The organism is Burkholderia sp. USMB20 (assembly GCF_000949135.2).
Taxonomy (GTDB): domain Bacteria; phylum Pseudomonadota; class Gammaproteobacteria; order Burkholderiales; family Burkholderiaceae; genus Burkholderia.
In genome coordinates this window covers 156956-173248 of the sequence record NZ_JTAN02000021.1, presented here as the reverse complement: position 1 = coordinate 173248, position 16293 = coordinate 156956, and the positions used below count along the sequence as shown (strand labels likewise).

The 16293-nt window shown below is 60.2% G+C and carries 12 protein-coding genes; 3 read left to right on the top strand and 9 right to left on the bottom strand.

What is annotated here, in order from left to right; translation table 11 throughout:
- Positions 1 to 21: 21 nt before the first annotated feature.
- Together mgtA and PL79_RS31130 are read left to right on the top strand one after the other, a co-directional pair.
- Complete coding sequence (gene mgtA / locus PL79_RS31135; protein ID WP_044843273.1) at positions 22 to 2802, top strand: magnesium-translocating P-type ATPase; 2781 nt, start codon at positions 22 to 24, stop codon at positions 2800 to 2802.
- A 68-nt stretch (positions 2803 to 2870) separates the two neighbouring features.
- The gene (locus PL79_RS31130) at positions 2871 to 3614 is read left to right on the top strand and encodes a transporter (protein ID WP_044843272.1); all 744 of its coding nucleotides are present in this window, start codon (positions 2871 to 2873) and stop codon (positions 3612 to 3614) included.
- 52 nt (positions 3615 to 3666) lie between these two features.
- Here the strand turns inward: PL79_RS31130 and PL79_RS31125 are convergent, their stop codons facing one another.
- The 3 genes from PL79_RS31125 to PL79_RS37290 form a co-directional block, all read right to left on the bottom strand.
- Positions 3667 to 3951, bottom strand: coding sequence for a transcriptional regulator (locus PL79_RS31125; protein WP_044843344.1), 285 nt, complete (start codon positions 3949 to 3951; stop codon positions 3667 to 3669).
- A gap of 71 nt (positions 3952 to 4022) precedes the next feature.
- On the bottom strand, positions 4023 to 4898 hold the full coding sequence (locus PL79_RS31120; protein ID WP_044843271.1) for a LysR family transcriptional regulator: 876 nt from the start codon (positions 4896 to 4898) through the stop codon (positions 4023 to 4025).
- A gap of 104 nt (positions 4899 to 5002) precedes the next feature.
- Positions 5003 to 5380, bottom strand: a complete 378-nt coding sequence (locus tag PL79_RS37290) for a hypothetical protein (protein WP_207671187.1) — start codon at positions 5378 to 5380, stop codon at positions 5003 to 5005.
- A 392-nt stretch (positions 5381 to 5772) separates the two neighbouring features.
- Here PL79_RS37290 and tssF point away from each other — a divergent pair, with 392 nt between their 5' ends.
- Positions 5773 to 7584 carry a type VI secretion system baseplate subunit TssF gene (gene tssF, locus PL79_RS31105; RefSeq protein WP_044843270.1) on the top strand — a complete coding sequence of 604 codons (1812 nt, stop codon included), beginning with the start codon at positions 5773 to 5775 and terminating at the stop codon, positions 7582 to 7584.
- 67 nt (positions 7585 to 7651) lie between these two features.
- Here tssF and PL79_RS31100 read toward each other — a convergent pair whose 3' ends face one another.
- The 6 genes from PL79_RS31100 to PL79_RS31075 all read right to left on the bottom strand — a co-directional run bounded on the left by PL79_RS31100 (position 7652) and on the right by PL79_RS31075 (position 15941).
- Positions 7652 to 7927, bottom strand: coding sequence for a PAAR domain-containing protein (locus PL79_RS31100; protein WP_082088421.1), 276 nt, complete (start codon positions 7925 to 7927; stop codon positions 7652 to 7654).
- Between the two features lie 381 nt (positions 7928 to 8308).
- Positions 8309 to 8710 carry a putative type VI secretion system effector gene (locus PL79_RS31095; protein WP_052664564.1) on the bottom strand — a complete coding sequence of 134 codons (402 nt, stop codon included), beginning with the start codon at positions 8708 to 8710 and terminating at the stop codon, positions 8309 to 8311.
- A gap of 50 nt (positions 8711 to 8760) precedes the next feature.
- Positions 8761 to 9504, bottom strand: coding sequence for a putative type VI secretion system effector (locus PL79_RS31090; RefSeq protein WP_082088420.1), 744 nt, complete (start codon positions 9502 to 9504; stop codon positions 8761 to 8763).
- Positions 9505 to 9506: 2 nt separating this feature from the next.
- Positions 9507 to 12368: a T6SS effector BTH_I2691 family protein gene (locus PL79_RS31085; RefSeq protein ID WP_328592088.1), complete on the bottom strand. Its 2862-nt coding sequence runs from the start codon at positions 12366 to 12368 to the stop codon at positions 9507 to 9509.
- Positions 12369 to 12385: 17 nt separating this feature from the next.
- Positions 12386 to 13405, bottom strand: a complete 1020-nt coding sequence (locus tag PL79_RS31080; RefSeq protein WP_044843269.1) for a DUF4123 domain-containing protein — start codon at positions 13403 to 13405, stop codon at positions 12386 to 12388.
- A 4-nt stretch (positions 13406 to 13409) separates the two neighbouring features.
- Positions 13410 to 15941: a type VI secretion system Vgr family protein gene (locus PL79_RS31075; RefSeq protein WP_044843268.1), complete on the bottom strand. Its 2532-nt coding sequence runs from the start codon at positions 15939 to 15941 to the stop codon at positions 13410 to 13412.
- Positions 15942 to 16293: the final 352 nt, after the last annotated feature.

Below are 16293 nucleotides of genomic sequence, written 5' to 3'. Positions count from 1 at the left end.
CTCGTGCGCAAGGAGCGACTCATGACACAACGCAACACTTCGCAAACATCGCAAAAGAAACAGCGCGGCTTCATCAACGCCGGCCCCGGTCAGCAGAACGAACCGCGCAACATGCGCGCCGCGCAGGAAGCGGCCCGCCCGCTCGAAGAAACCTTCAAGTCGCTGCGCACCAGCACGCGCGGCCTCACCTACGACCAGGCCGCCGATCGCCTGCAGCACAACGGTCCGAACGAGATCGCGCACGACAAGCCGCCGCACTGGACGCGCCAGCTGCTGCACGCGTTCCACAATCCGTTCGTCTACGTGCTGCTGGTGCTGGCCACGATCAGCTTCTGCACCGACGTCTACTTCGCGGCGCCCGGCGATCGCGACTTCGTCGGGATGACCATCCTGCTGACGATGGTCACGATCAGCGCGCTGCTGCGCTTCGTGCAGGAATTCCGGTCGCTGCGCGCGGCCGAAAAGCTCAAGGCGATGGTCCGCACGACGGCGACCGTGCAGCGCGCGGTGACCGACGTGTCCGAGCCCGCGCGCCGCGAGGTGCCGATGCGTGAAGTGGTGGTCGGCGACATCGTGCACCTGTCGGCCGGCGACATGATCCCCGCCGACGTGCGCCTGCTCGCGTCGCGCGACCTGTTCATCAGCCAGGCCGTGCTGACCGGCGAAGCGCTGCCGGTCGAGAAATACGACACGCTCGGCGCGGTCGCCGGCAAGTCGGCCGGCGCAGGCGCGACGGGCTCGTCCGCCGCCGCGAACGATGCGTCCAAGTCGCTGCTCGATCTCGAGAACGTGTGCTTCATGGGCACGAACGTGGTGAGCGGCACAGCGACGGCCGTGGTCGTCGCGACCGGCGAAGACACCTACTTCGGTTCGCTCGCACGCAACGTCGTGAGCCACAAGCGCATCGAGACCAGCTTCGATCGCGGCGTCGCGAGCGTGAGCTGGCTGCTGATCAGGTTCATGTTCGTGATGGTGCCGATCGTGTTCATGATCAACGGCCTGACCAAGGGCGACTGGCTGAGCGCACTCACGTTCGCGCTCGCGGTGGCCGTCGGCCTCACGCCCGAGATGCTGCCGATGATCGTCAGCGCGAACCTCGCGCGCGGCGCGATCGCGATGGCGCGTCGCAAGGTCGTCGTGAAGCGGCTGAACTCGGTGCAGAACTTCGGCGCGATGGACGTGCTGTGCACCGACAAGACCGGCACGCTCACGCAGGACAAGATCATCCTCGAGCACCATCTCGACCTGTCCGGCCACAAGAACGAGGACATCCTGCGGCTCGGCTGGCTGAACAGCTTTCATCAGAGCGGCCAGAAGAACCTGATCGACATCGCGGTGGTCGCGCGCGCCGACGAGATCGGCGAGCGCGTGAAGCCGCACGGCTACAAGAAGATCGACGAGCTGCCGTTCGACTTCGTGCGGCGCCGCCTGTCGGTCGTGGTCGAGGACACGCACGGCACGCACCAGCTGATCTGCAAGGGCGCGGTCGAGGAAATGCTCGCGGTGTCGACCCACGTGCAGGACGAGGACGGCGTGCGCCCGCTCGACTTCGTCGCACGCAAGCGGCTGCTCGAACAGGCGAACGCGTACAACGAGGACGGCTTCCGCGTGCTGGTGCTCGCCACACGCACGATCCCGCGCGGCGACGAACGCGAACAATACCGCACCGCCGACGAGCGCGATCTCGTCGTGCGCGGCTTCCTGACCTTCCTCGATCCGCCTAAGGAATCGGCCGCGCCGGCGCTCGCCGCGCTGCGCGAGAACGGCGTGTCGGTGAAGGTGCTGACGGGCGACAACCCGACCGTCACGATGAAGGTCTGCCGCCAGGTCGGCCTCGAACCGGGCAAGCCGATGCTCGGCGCCGAAATCGAGGCGCTCGACGACGCGACGCTCGCCGAGATCGTCGAACGCACGACGGTGTTCGCGAAGCTCACGCCGCTGCAGAAGGCGCGCATCGTGAAGGCGCTGCAGGCGAACGGCCACACGGTCGGCTTCCTCGGCGACGGCATCAACGACGCACCGGCGCTGCGCGACGCCGACGTCGGCATCTCGGTCGACAGCGGCGCCGACATCGCGAAGGAAACGGCCGACATCATCCTGCTCGAAAAGAGCCTGATGGTGCTCGAGGAAGGCGTGATCAAGGGCCGCGAGACGTTCGGCAACATCCTGAAGTACCTGAACATGACCGCCAGCTCGAACTTCGGCAACGTGTTCTCGGTGCTCGTCGCCAGCGCGTTCCTGCCGTGGGAGCCGATGCTCGCGACCCAGCTGCTCGTGCTGAACCTGATCTACGACACGTCGCAGATGCTGCTGCCGTGGGACAAGATGGATCCCGAGTTCCTGAAGAAGCCGCGCAAGTGGGAAGCCGGCAACATCGGCCGCTTCATGCTGTGGGTCGGGCCGACGTCGTCGGTGTTCGACATCACGACCTACGTGCTGATGTGGACCGTGTTCGGCGCGGGCGCGATGTATCACCTGCACGGCGGTTCGGGCGGCCAGATCGTGATGAACTCGGGCTGGTTCATCGAGAGCCTCGTGTCGCAGACGCTCGTCGTGCACCTGCTGCGCACGCAGAAGATCCCGTTCCTGCAGAGCACGGCCGCGCTGCCGGTGCTGCTGTCGACGTTCACCGCGATCGCGATCGGCTGCTGGCTGCCGTTCTCGCCGTTCGCGGATTCGCTCGGCTTCATGCACCTGCCGGGCACCTACTGGCTGTGGCTCGCGGCGACGATGGTCGGCTACATCCTGCTCGCGCAGATCGTCAAGACGATCTATGTGCGTCGCTACAAGCAGTGGTTCTGATCGCCTCCGAAACGACGGCGTGCCGGCCCGCGCGGGCCGGCCGCCCACGACGCAACAACGGTGACTTCATGAAAAGAATGCTTTCGCTCGCGGCCGCGAGCACCCTGCTCGCGCCGTTGTACGCGTACGCGGCCCATCCGCTCGTCAGCGACGACACGGGTACGCAGGGCAACGCGAACTGGCAGTTCGAGTTCAACGGCGAGCAAACCTCGAAACAGGACGAAAACGGCCGCCATCAATTGTGGAACGCGACGCTCACGCGCGGGTTCGGCGAGCACGTCGATCTCTACGTGAACGCGCCTTACACGCATCTGCAAACGCGCACCGACGACCATGGCACAGGCATCGGCGATGTCGAGATCGGCATGAAGTGGCGCTTCGTCGAACGCGGGCCGCTGTCGCTTGCGCTGAAACCGCAGGTGACGATGCCGACCGGCAACGACGATCGCGGGCTCGGCACAGGCCGCGTCGGCACCGGCGCCACGCTGCTCGCGCAAGCCGACGTCGCGCGCTTCTCGCTGCTCGCGAATGCGGGCCTCGCGTACCAGCCGAACCGCCAGGGCGACCTGCGCTCGGTCTGGGCCGTGTCGGCCGCGGCGCTCTACAAGGCGACCGACAAGGTGCAGCTCGTGGCCGACATCGGCCTGTCGCGCAACACCGAGAGCACGGCCGGCGCGAATCCGGCGTTCGTGATCGCGGGCGCGATCTACTCGCCGAAGCCCTGGCTCGATCTCGACGTCGGCTACCGGCATGGGCTGAACGACCAGACCTACCGTCATTCCGTCATGGGTGGGGTGACGGCGCGGTGGTGATGTTGCATGTCGAACCGCAATATGACGGGTCGCCTTCGGGCGACCCGTTTTTTCATCCGCGGTCGTTCCCACCGAACAGTTGCGCGCACACGGCGCGCCCCTCTTCGGTCAAGGCGGCGCTGCCCGTGCCGTCGTCGTTCAACGTCGTCGCGCTCAGGCCGGCGGCGTCGAGTTGCGTCAGCACGCGGCGCAGCGTGCTCATCGGCAATTGCGTGCGCTTCGCGATCTTCGGCAGCGACCACGTTTTGCCGGACGGATCGGTCGCGGCTTCATGCAGCGTCGCGAGCGTCGCAACGAGTGCGGGATCGAGCGGGGAGTCGTCGGGTTCTGAAGTCATCGGTTCGGGTTCGTGAGCCGGCGCCGGGCCGGCATTCGGGCGGAAGGCGATCGCGGACACTATACGCCCGGTCATGCGCCCTTGATCGCGGCGCGCATGAACGACACGAAACGCGTGGTCACGGGATCGTCGCGGCCGGACAGCCACGCGAGCCCGACGCGCCATTTCGCGTCCCTGCCGGCGAGCGGCAACACGGTCGCGTCGCGCAGCAGGTACTGCGCGTGCGACGGAATAAACGCGACGCCGACCCCGGCCGCGACCGACGTGAGCACCGATTGCACGTCCTCCGCCTGCTGCGTGACCTGCGGCACGAAGCGCCGCCCGACGCACCACCGGTCGATCTGCGCGGCGAGCCCGGGACCGCGTGCGCGCTGCAGCGCGATGAAGCCGATCTCGTTGAGCACGTCGAGATCGGCCGGCACCCGCTTGAAGCCGAGGTGCGGCGGCACCGCGAGCGCGAGCGCCTCGTCGATCACCTTGAACGACGACAAGCCTTCATCCGACGGCAAACGCAGGAACCCGGCGTCGAGCTTGCCCGCGCGCAACCGGCGGGTTTGCTCGGACGACGACAGATCGCTCAGCGTGACCGCGACACCCGGATTGCGGCGCCGGAATTCCGCGACGAGTTTCGGCACGAGCGTCAGCACGGACAGGCAGATGCCGAGCCGCAGATGGCCGCGCTGCCCGCTGGTCGCCTCCCGTGCACGCGCGAGGATTTCGTCGGCATCGCGCACGAGCGCCTGTGCGTCGGGCAGGAAGCGTTCACCGAACGGCGTCAGCTCCGCGCCATGCCTGCCGCGTTCGAACAGCTTGCCGCCGAGGCTCGCCTCGAGCGCGCCGATCTGCTTGCTCAGCGCCGGCTGGCTCATGTGCAGCGTGTCGGCCGCGCGGCTGAAATGGCTGAGCTCGGTGACCGTCAGGAAGGTTCGGAGCAGTTTCAATTCCATTCTTTTAAGGAATCGTAGCGATCGAAACATTCATTTTACTGATTGAACGGCGTGACGTTCAATACGGGCATGCCCTTCGCGGAATTCACTGTCATGCCTGTTGATCAAGCGGCCGAGTGCTTGGCTGATACATCGTGCGATGCCGTCGCCGCGGCCGATGCACGCGCAACGAAGCGTCGTGCTGGACGCAGCGACGGACGCAGCCGCCGTTTTCGCTTCGGCGATGCGATTGGAGACGCGCCGGAACGCACCGTGACGGGTTCGATCGCGATCAGCTTTGCGGTAGTGTCGCGGCGGAACTGGCCGCGCTGAACCACGCCACCTGCGGCGGTGTGCCCCCGTCGAACATTCATCGTCATCGGTTTGTAGCGTCGTACCGCCATCTCCAGCGTTGCGCGGCAACGACGACATTCGGCCACGTGCATCGCGATCCCCTCAAGGTTCTCTTCTTGATGGATGCTGATCTGCTCGTCGGTCGACACGAACGGTGAATTCGGGCGACGTCCTGCGCGCGACCGGTAGTCACAAGCGAAGCGGTGCTTCGCCTTCAATCCGCGAAAGGTCGAATCCCGGCAAACCGGTCCATGTTTTCCGACTGCGTCGCGCAAAGCGTGACTACGGCCCAGCACCGCATGTAATTCGTCAGGTTGGGACATGTACGACAAAGATATGCGACCGCCAGTACGAAATTTAAAAAACCGTTTCGGGTTCGCCGATCGTGGCATTGGAATTCCCCGAGCCGATCGACGTTTTGTTTCGTCAAGCGGTTATCATGGCAATGTCATGACGTTAGCGTGCCCGACAACATTCAGCGCAACCGAAACAGTCGGCGAATATATCGGTTCGCCGCGTTGCAGGTTCATCACTTCACGCAATGGATCAACTGCTTCCGCACTACGAACGAGAACTTGCGCTACTACGCCGATCGATTGGAACCTTCGCGACGCGCTATCCCAAAATTGCCGTTCGCCTGGGGATTTCCGGCGACCATTCCGAAGATCCCCATATCGAACGGATGTTGCAGTCGTTCGCGCTCCTCGCCGCCGATATTGGCAATCGGCTCGACGACAACTATCCTGAATTTGCCGAAGCGCTCCTCGGCATGCTGTATCCCCAGTATCTTCGAGCGATTCCGGCATGCGCAATTGCCCAGTTCGATGTCTCGGACATGTTCGAAAAGCTCACTGAGCCATCGGTCATTGCCCGCCACACGGAACTCGCAAGCAAGGTAGAAGACTGCCGTTTCCGCACCGTATATGACGTAACGCTGGCGCCTGTGCGCATTTCGGCAGCGCGCTACGCCTCGGCTACGGCTGTGCCCGCCGACGTCGTGCTGCCTCCCGGTACGACCGGCCTGCTCTCCATCACTTTCGAAGTAGCGCGGCCTGACTTTCGCCTCGAAGCCGTCCCCAGCCCGTTGCGCATCCATGTCAATGGCACCCGCGAAGTCGTCGGTACGGTAATGGACACGATGACGATGCGCACGCCGGCGGCCTTTGTCGAAAACATCGAACGTCGCTGGTCAACGCTGCCCACACCACCGCTCACCGCCGTAGGCTTCGATGGCGCCGAGAAACTGATCGACGAAGATCACGGGCCGCCGGCCCTGCGGCTACTGAGCGAATATTTTGCGTTTCCGAAGAAATTCGATTTCATTGACGTCGACCTCGCTGCGCTCGCGCATGCGGCAGGTTCCGGCCAGCAGTTCACATTGCATCTCGCCATTTGCGGCGTTCATCCGGATTCGTGGACGGCACAGCGACTGAAAAATCTGTCGGCGAACAATCTGAAGCTCTTTTGCACACCGATCGTCAACCTGTTCCGGCTTACGTCGCTGCCAGTCAAGCGAAATCCGATCACGGACACGTACCCCGTGCAATCCCAGAATACGGATGCCGCCGGCGTCGAAATCTGGTCCGTCGACGCGGTCCGTACCACCACGAACCGATCCGGAGCGAACATCATTCATCCGTTCACGTCGCTCATGCACGGCTGTTCCGCCAAACCGGCCGGTCCCTATTGGGTTCTCAAGCAACACAACGCCGCCTCGCCGTCGGGAAAAAAGGAAACCGCGCTGAGCCTGGTCGAACTCGACGGCCGACCGGCGACCGACACCGGGATCGAACAGATAACGGCGGATGTCTCCTGCTCGAATGGCAATTTCCCTCGCACGATGCGGGCTGGCGCCGAGGATGGTGATCTGGTGAACGAGCAGGGAACGATGGTTTCACGCATCGTGATGCTGGACACACCGACGGAAGTCGCACGATTGTCGAAGGAAGGCGATGCGGCTTGGCGGCTCATCACGCAGTTCGCCCCACACTCGATCGAATTGACCCGTACCGGGCTCGTGGAACTAAAGCGCCTGTTCCGCCAATTCGCTGCTCACTCTGCGGGATACGCGAACCTGCTCGACGGACTGACGAACCTGAGCCATCGCGTCAAGCGGCTCTGGCTGCCGGGAGAACCGATGCCGAGCTTCGTGCGAGGTCTCGAAGTGACGTTGACGGTCGACGAGCAAGCGTTTGCCGCCGCCAGTCTCAGCACATTCATCGTCGTGATGGATCACTTCTTCGCCGTGCATGCGCCAGTGACGAGTTTTGTCCAACTTGTCGTGATGTCGGCCAACACAGGCACGGAGATTCGACGTTGCACGCCGAGACCTGGCACGATTCCTCTCATCTGACGGACTGCGGCGCAGCCCGTCACATCGGGCAAATCGATGGCGCAACAGCGTGAGACGCGTTTCTTCTTTAGATCGTCGAACATCCAGCTCCACCGCTGGCCTTAACGTGATTCATTCCGCACGGGCACAGAACCAGATCGCCATCCAAAACACATGACCGGCCGTCCTCTTGCATATCGGCGCCACTACCTCGGATCGGATGCTCGCCAGGACATTTGGTGCACGTTGCCATTTCGTGATCCAGGGCGATACGTCTGTCGCCATCGTACATACTCGAAGCGGCCGCAATGACACGCCCGCCGGTCGTAGTTGGATCGCCATCGCGTACCAATGCTTTACTCATCAAGCTCTCTCCCCGACTTCCTACAAAACGCGTGATCAATGCCTATCGACGACAACTCAGGACTCGGCATAGCGAAAAATCAGTTTCCCCATTTGCCACACATCATTCGGTTGCCTTAGATTTTTGGAAGCCTTAGGCAAATCAACGTCGGGTGCGCTTTTCCAACCAAATGTAGCAAATATCCGATTGACCATATGCAATTGTCTCTTGAATCTATAACCGCCCCTAAGCGCGACGAAAACTGCCAAGACATCCACCGCCGGCCAGATACCAAACAGGAATTTTCCCAATAAAACCCACTGATCTCGATCATGAGGCAGTGGCTGCATTAAAAAAATGTCGGGACTAACGCGCAGATGCTCCAAAATAGCACTGACCATTTTAGGAAAAACTTACCAAGCGCTCTACTACCGCGTTCACAATGAGGAAAATTCCGTCACTGCAGCGCCTAATTGCGCACCCCATCCATCCAGCTCCCGCCCGCTCCGCGACGACCTCGACCTCATCACCATTTTCAAAGACAGACAGCCGGATCCATGCGCGGACTTCCTCACCGTTAAGTCTGAAGGTCACCAGGTCCCCCATCGTATCCGTGAACTGTGTGGATGTACTGAGATTGAGCGCAATATCGTTCGAGCCAGCCAGCGTTGCGACGATCGCAGTGCGTTCCATTGCCTGTTTGTCCGCATCCGTGAAGATCGTCTCATAGGAGGCACGGCACTTCGCCAGTCCCGTGATGACTCCACGCAGGAGCACTGGGGCAGTAGCCTGCTTAGGTTCCATCTTTGTATCCGGTTGCAGCTAACGTCCCCATGTCCCCACTCGATGAAGAATCAAGACTCTTCATAACGAAAAATAAGCTTACCCATTTGCCACGTATCTTCGGGTTGTCGCAGCCTCTTTGACGTCTTCGGCAAACTAACATTGGGAGGATCTTTCCATCCGAATGTTGCGAATATTCGATTAGCCATTGGCAATTGGCGCTTGAATCTAGAACTTATTCTGTAGGCAATAAAAATAGCCATTGCCTCAATTGCAATCCAAACAACAGAAAAAGATTTCAGAAAGAAATCCCATCTATTATGCAATTCGTTGTACAGCATCATCGACGCCACCAGCAGCGTCATGACCAACGCACACCCACTCCAGAATAGCACCGAGAATTTCATGAAAAATTTAAATAGTGCTCGGCTACCGCGTTCGCAATGAGGGTGAACGGACAAAATGCCATCACTACAACGTCTAATTGCATACCCCATCCATCCAGCTCCCGCCCGCTCCGCGACGACCTCGACCTCATCACCATTTTCGAAGACGGACAGCCAAATCCATGCACGGACTTCCTCACCGTTCAGCATGAAGGTCACGAGATCCCCCACCGTATCTGTGAACTGCGTGGATGTACTGAGATTGAGTGCAATGTCGTTCAAGCCAGCCAACGCTGCGACGATCGCCGTGCGCTCCATTGCCTGCTTATCCACCTCCGTGAAAATGGTTTCATAGGAGGCACGGCGCTTTGTCAGTCCCGTGATGGTTCCTCGCAGAAGCACAGGGGCAGTAGCCTGCTTATTTTCCATCGTCAATTTCCCGTTGCAGCAAGCGCCGCCTCAAAAGCAGCCTGCTGCTTTTCCAATGTGCGCCCCTTGTCTGGTGCAGTTCCGAACGGCGAACTCGATAGCCAGTTTTCAAGGTCATCCGGCGTAAAATAGTTGTAGATCAGCGTAATTACGGTCAAGATCACTGCCACTTCCCAGCCAGTTGCGATCAGGACCAGACGCCCGCTTAGCATTAGCCATCCTCCTGCGGATACTTCAGTCGCAAGCCCGAGTGCAACGGTTTCGCCCGCGTAGGCTCTTGCCCCCTTGAGTACCGTACTCGCGACATATGCTTCCAGTTTCTCTCCCGCAAGACCAACGGCCCGGCCCTCGATCCGAGCCTGAGCTCCTGCCACGCCTGCCGAAAGGCGCCCAACGAACCGCACCTTTCCAGGAGACAGGCTGGCTGATCGCATTAGCAACGGCGCAGAGGAGCTAATAGCCGTTAGAACCGTAGCGACACCAGATCCAAGGTCCAGCACCCCCTTGAAGCCATAGAAGATAGTCTGCTTGTAATTTGCCGACGATACGCCAGATGCCACTTTCATCCCATCAGTCGTGACTGATATAAACGATGAAATCCCACCCAAACAGCTCGCCGCGACTTTCATGCTCGCGAGCGTCGCGCTCGCCGCAGACTTCCCAAAACCGTTGAGCCATTTGTTGTAAACGTTAAGCCCGGCCCCAACCAACGACAAGGTCCCACTGGCAATAGCCAATTCGTCAGCAGCCGTCTTGTTCGGCTTTGTCCAGAGCAGGAAGTAATTCATCATCTCGATGATAAACAGCGCCCCGGAGATCTTGACCGACGCGGCGGCCTTGTCCCGCGCGGCGTTCGGTGTAAACCGCGCCTCCGCATACAGCTTGCGTACAAGCGCGCCACGATCATCATTCGCCAACGTTGTGTATGCTTGTGCCCGAACCTGCATGGGATTCAAGCTCGGATTCTTCGCCTTGATTTCCCATATCGTTTTGCTCATCACGGTGTCCATTTGGCCTTCCCAAGCAGCCAGCTTCACCACGATTCGCTTTGCGTCTTCCAGTACGAGGCCCCCACGAACCATCAGCGCTCCCTTGATCAGCATGCCGCCAATGGAACGAGAAATCGGTCCGAAGACATTTACCAACGCACGTCCCGACCACAGTGTCAATCGCTCGATCCCCAGCGCCTTGAGTGGTCGCTCGGTCGCCGACCCCGCGCGCTCATGCTTGAATATGTCCTCGACCTTTTCGTAAAACTTCACGAACGACTTCAGGTAGCCAAGATCGATATAGAGCGATGCCTGCTTCGTCTCATACCACGACGCGGCCTGATCCACGATCGATTCATTTTTTGTGGCCTGTACCCTCGTCAGAAACGTCTTCATCTCCTGACGAATATCCGTCTGGTTATAGGAGAACGCCCGCCAAAAGTAGCTGCGCTCATCGGTCGGGTCCATATTGTTGATGAGCTTCTCGACGATCCGCAGCCCCGCATCGGTCGCAGACAATCCGGCATACGCTTCGTCGATCACACCGTGAAACGCCATGCCGTCACCCGCGTCATCCGGATGGTAGTCGTTAAGCGCATGCCGGAACGCGTCGGCGGAAAGCCACGCATCGCGGTCTGGCACACGCTGCTTCTGCAGCTGTTCGCACTTGCTGGTGATCTTGTCGAACCACGTGCTGAAGTTGTTCGGCCACTTTCCTCCCTTGAGGCTGGCCTGGTATTTGCGCCAGGCCTTGTCACCTGCGGCTTGTTTTTCCGCAGGCGTGAGTTGCCCCGCGTTGTCAATCATCTCCAATGCGGTGGGCGCCATAATGCCGCCATCACCAGCACCAAGCGCAGCACTCATCATGCCCTTGCGCAGGAGACTCTCGCTCAATGCGGCACCACTTCGAACCGCTCGTTCGGCCGCCTCGATAGACTGCGTGGCATCAACGCGAAGCGGCTGCATGCTGGTATAGCGCATCAGCATGCCAGCTGGATCGTTGTGGAACCCAGCGAGTTCGTGCGCGATGCCAATCCCGTCCCACAACGCCAGCAGCATCGGTTTATGGGGCGCGCCGCCAGCATTCTCGCCAATTTCATTCATCAGCTTGACCAGATCTTTACTGGCCGAGCCCGACGGGGAGGTTTGACGGATATGCAAGGGATAACGCGTGGCTTCCTGCTCCCAAATGGTATCGTCAGTCGCACGCCCATACTCATCAATGGCGATCGCTTTGGCGGGCGGAGCGAGCAAGTCAGCCTTCAGGCCTGGCTGGTACTCGACGATCTGGTCTATCCCGACCTGTGTGGCAACGGTCGCATGCCCGGCCTCGCCTTTATTCATGCCGAACATGCCGCTTCCCGTCTGGATCCATGTCGCCGGCATGATGACCTGCATACGTTCGCTGCGCAGCTTCGAGGACGTCGCATACTTCTGGAAAACCTCTTTGATCCACGGATACTCGGAGAAGGCGATGAAGACCCGCGTCGCCTTCTCAGGCCTCTCGATGGAGATAACGTCCATGGGCACGGCACCGCCGCCCTGTGCACACGCCGGGTCGGTCTTCGGCACCGACGGCAACGGGATCGTCTGCTTCCAGAGCCGTCCGTCTTCGGTCACCCGGTAGGCTTCCCAGTAGTTGCTGCCACGGGCACCCTTCTCGTAGAAAAGATAAAGCCAGCCCTCTCGGAGCGTTCTCAGGCTGTAGTGATGCGCGCTCAGTGCGATGTCCATGACACCCGGACCAACAATGCCGGGAGGCATCGCATTCGACATGGCTTTCGGCACAACGGCATATCGAACCGGCAGAATCGCGAGACCGGATTTCATACAGTTCGGGCAAGTCGCGGTACAAGTCAGAGGAGTGTTTGCCATGATCTGTTCGTTATTCGTTATCGGGTTCGGGCGCGGCCGCCAGCGTTATCGGAGACACGCAAGCGCTCATGCCAGACGCCGTTCCGAATTTCCACAATTTCGTCCGAAGTGAGCTCGTCGATCCGTTCGACATAAAGATCCCCATCGGCCCTGCTGCTCAGTATCTGCAGAACCCGCGGATGCAGGTCGAACTCCGGATGCCACGAGAGCGCATGGCCGACAAAAGCCACCCCGTCAGCCTCGTCGGTCAAGCCATAGCGTCGAGCCCTCAGCGCCGCTGCCACGGCCGCATCCGCCTCGTGTTGCTTCGGTTGGCGGTCGAAATCGTACGCATGCAGCGCAAGTGCGCGATTGACGATGCCATGCCAATGGATAGCCTGCCATTGCGCAGCATCGAGCACAAAGTCGTCTCGCCGCTCCATGGTGTTCATACGTGCGATGGGCACCGCTCCAGCGTCGAGGGTATGCCATGCTTGGATGGGACCCAACAACGCATGCTGCTGCACCGGTGCCAACAGAGGCCAGAGCAGTGCCTGCGAACGAGGATCGTAAAATCTCAGCAAGCAAAGACGACCCCGATCGTCGTTCTGCAGCGCGAGACGCGAGCAATGTGCCGCGATCTCTCCCGGTGATGCAGAACTGGCCAGCCAACCACCGATGCGCTGCCCCAGCCCCTCGGCCATCGATTGCGGGCGTCTGTCCTCGAACGCCAGTCGCGCACTTTCTTCCAGCGCGGCGACACCAGATTCAGTTTTGAGATCCAGTTCGAGAAGATAGGGATAATGTGCCGGCGAGACAGCCTCGTGATCTATTACCACGTCGGTCTTGGGTAGGTCCGCGCGTAGCGGGTTGTCGCCACCATCGTCAGCCAGCGGATCCCGCTGACTGGGGTCGACAAGCAGCAGGCAACGCATGTCCGGATGCTGGTTGAACCAACTCTTTAATGCACCGACCTGCTCGCGAATTCTTGCCTCCTCCGCCGCGGAATCGTCTGCTTCACTTCCATCGTGCCCTTGCTGTATCTGTGTGTACGACATTGACTTACTCCAGCACGACGGTTGACGCGCTATTGGCGGACGCCGAGGCTGTCTGCCAGGAACACCCCTTTGTGACGCTCGTAATCTGTGCGGGCAAGCGCATGGACGACGCGCCCTGCTTACTCCACGATGCGCCCTTCTCAAGAATTCGGCCAGTTGTCCCGTTCTCGATCAGGTCCGGCGTGATCTTGATGTACGACCCACCGGCCCCGATCCAGATCTCCTTGTCCGCCGAAATCACGACTCGACCGTCAACACTGGTGATAGTCAGATCTTGCTGCGAGGTCAACGCCATGACATCGCTTTTCGCTTGGATCTCGACCTTGCCCTTCGCTGCAAACAGCTTGATTCCAGCGTTCTGCGCAAACAGACTGATCTTCTCCATCACGCTCGCGATCAGCGATTTTCCCGCCGCCACGTGCACGCTCTTGCCACCGACGATATTGACCTGCTGGTTCGCCGTGACCTGCGCCGACTCCTGCGTCGACAGCCCCACGCCTGCAGGACTCGCCATCAACATGATCGGCGTCGAAAAGCCATTCGCATTGCCCGTGCCGCCACCGCCCGTGCGACCGCCACTGCCGGCGCCACCACTCACGCTATAGTGCGTCGCGTCGGTGAACTTTTTAAGCGCATCCTGCCCCTCTTGCAGGCTCTCAGCCTGGTTCGCCGAGCTCGCCTGCGACGTCAAATCAACAACGGTTTCCGCGCTGGCCAACTGCTCGGATGCAGCCGTCACGTTCAACGGCTGGTTCGTCGCTGTCGGGTGGGTAGATACGAACAAGCCCTGCCCCGCCCGAATGGCACCGTAGGCGTCCGATTTGAGATCGAAACCACTGCCGAGGAACGCACCGCGCGTATTGTCCGTCTGCTGGATCAGGTATCCGAGGTGCAAGTGAGACTGATAACTGCTCGAGTAAAGGTGAACCCGATTCTGCTGCGTCGAGTCGTCCATTACGAGCTGGTTGTAGCCGGTGCCGCCATACTCGCGCGAGCGTTGACCGGACAGCAAGCCGTTCGTATGCCATACCGGCTGCGTAGCACCCCCGTACATCCTCGCGATAATGACGGGCCTGTCACAGTCGCCTTCCATGAAACCGACGACGACTTCATCGCCCTTGCGTAACGGCTGAATCCCGCCACGATTCGAGCCTGCATCAAGGAAGGTCGGACGCACCCAGCACGACGCACGTTCATCCTGACCGTTGCGGCGATTCCAGTGGAACCACACCTTCACGCGGTTCAGCGAATCCGTATAAACCTCTTCGCCGCCAGGCCCAGCGACGATCGCGTTCTGCAACTGCATGACCGGCTTCTTGTGCTCGAACGGGCTGCGGAACGGCACGTTGCGGGGCTGCGCTTCAACCGTCACCTGAAAGAAACCTTCGCCACCATCCGCGTGGCTCACCGTGGCACCCACCTTCGCTTCCGCGATTTCCGCAGCCAGGCCGTCGGGAAAATCCCCCACCTCATCCAGACCGGGCAGATTATTGCGAATCAGCCAGTCCACCCCGAGCAACACGAATTCACGATCCGGCTGGCTTCCGGCGTCATGGACCGGATGGCCGTGCAATTCGAAGCGCCGCCCGGGCATCGCGCAGCGCAAGCCGCCCACTCCGTGGAAGCGCTTCATTCGCGACTTCCTCTCCTCGAGTCGGATCTGCGCGAGGCGCTCGCCCTGCTCACGGTCCGACCACATGTATGCGCCCGGGTAGTCGTAGACCTCGCCATCCGTCGGCAACTCGCTCTGCGTATCGGTGACGCCTTGCACCTGCCGCGGAAGATCAGGTCGCTTGTAGTCAAACGAGCGCGATGTCAGTTGAGCACTTTCGATCTGAAGCTGCTCCTTCCACTGCACGAATCCGTCCATTTCACCACTGAACCCCGTGTGACTGAACTCGACAATGGACTGCCTCATTTGCGGGACGAAATAGACGTCGTCCGTCAGGACCATCATGTGCGACCGGCCGTTGTCCGCCTGCTCGAAGTACGGAAACACGCCGACTTCTTCAAGGCTACGGTGGACGAAGTTCAGGTCATATTCCCACTGCACTCGATTCGAATAAGACGGCAGCGGCTTGTGAAGATCGTAGCGGAACGCGCCGCGCGCTTGAGGATGCTCGTTGAATACATCGGTCAGAATTTGCTCGCCGTTCTGCTCCTGCCAGTCGCGCATATCGCGACGCAGCCGCAAGAAATAGAGCCAGGACGAGAATGCCAGCTTGTAATAGGTCAACGTCCCATCGAATCCCAACCGGCTGAATCTGTGAACGTAACCGTGGATCGGCATGTACGTGCCGTCGGTCTGTTGAATCCAAAGCGTGACGGGTTTGCCAAGCAGCGCGTTGAGTTCGATCTGACTGCCGCGCGGCGAAACCGCATCAACCACGAATTCATAATCGCGGCCCAGCTTGGCCGTTCCTTTTACGTAGAGCGGCAATAGCCAATCGACGCCAAGCGGCGTGTCGAGTTTGACTAGACGATTGTATTGCGCGTTGCCCAGACGCAACGTCTTATAAAGTGCGGTGTGGCCCATGCAGCTTGCCCTTGGTTTGGTATTCAGGTGGGTTTCTGCCGAGGGCTGATTATAAATGTCTTTCTGAACAACACGATAGTGCTGAACGCCCACCCACTAATCTCAATAAATTTACAGCTCAAAAGGTAACATTTACCAACACAATTCAATTAGGTAATTATTGCCATCCGGTGTAACCCATAACGTTGAGTCACATATCATTTCCCTGAGCATGGCCCGGATACGGCTGCTCCGCTGACGGCCAAGGAACAGCTTGAATCCGCCTGCATCACGCACCATTGCGCGCACATCCATCGTCATCGCCACACAATCGACCTTATAATTTCCCGCACCCGCTGACCGCCCACGCATT

Bases quoted from the DNA above. Each gene is read 5' to 3' on its own strand.
- mgtA (WP_044843273.1), top strand. From the start codon at position 22: ATGACACAACGCAACACTTCGCAAACATCGCAAAAGAAACAGCGCGGC.
- PL79_RS31130 (WP_044843272.1), top strand. From the start codon at position 2,871: ATGAAAAGAATGCTTTCGCTCGCGGCCGCGAGCACCCTGCTCGCGCCG.
- PL79_RS31125 (WP_044843344.1), bottom strand. From the start codon at position 3,951: ATGACTTCAGAACCCGACGACTCCCCGCTCGATCCCGCACTCGTTGCG.
- PL79_RS31120 (WP_044843271.1), bottom strand. From the start codon at position 4,898: ATGGAATTGAAACTGCTCCGAACCTTCCTGACGGTCACCGAGCTCAGC.
- tssF (WP_044843270.1), top strand. From the start codon at position 5,773: ATGGATCAACTGCTTCCGCACTACGAACGAGAACTTGCGCTACTACGC.
- PL79_RS31100 (WP_082088421.1), bottom strand. From the start codon at position 7,927: ATGAGTAAAGCATTGGTACGCGATGGCGATCCAACTACGACCGGCGGG.
- PL79_RS31095 (WP_052664564.1), bottom strand. From the start codon at position 8,710: ATGGAACCTAAGCAGGCTACTGCCCCAGTGCTCCTGCGTGGAGTCATC.
- PL79_RS31090 (WP_082088420.1), bottom strand. From the start codon at position 9,504: ATGGAAAATAAGCAGGCTACTGCCCCTGTGCTTCTGCGAGGAACCATC.
- PL79_RS31085 (WP_328592088.1), bottom strand. From the start codon at position 12,368: ATGGCAAACACTCCTCTGACTTGTACCGCGACTTGCCCGAACTGTATG.
- PL79_RS31080 (WP_044843269.1), bottom strand. From the start codon at position 13,405: ATGTCGTACACACAGATACAGCAAGGGCACGATGGAAGTGAAGCAGAC.
- PL79_RS31075 (WP_044843268.1), bottom strand. From the start codon at position 15,941: ATGGGCCACACCGCACTTTATAAGACGTTGCGTCTGGGCAACGCGCAA.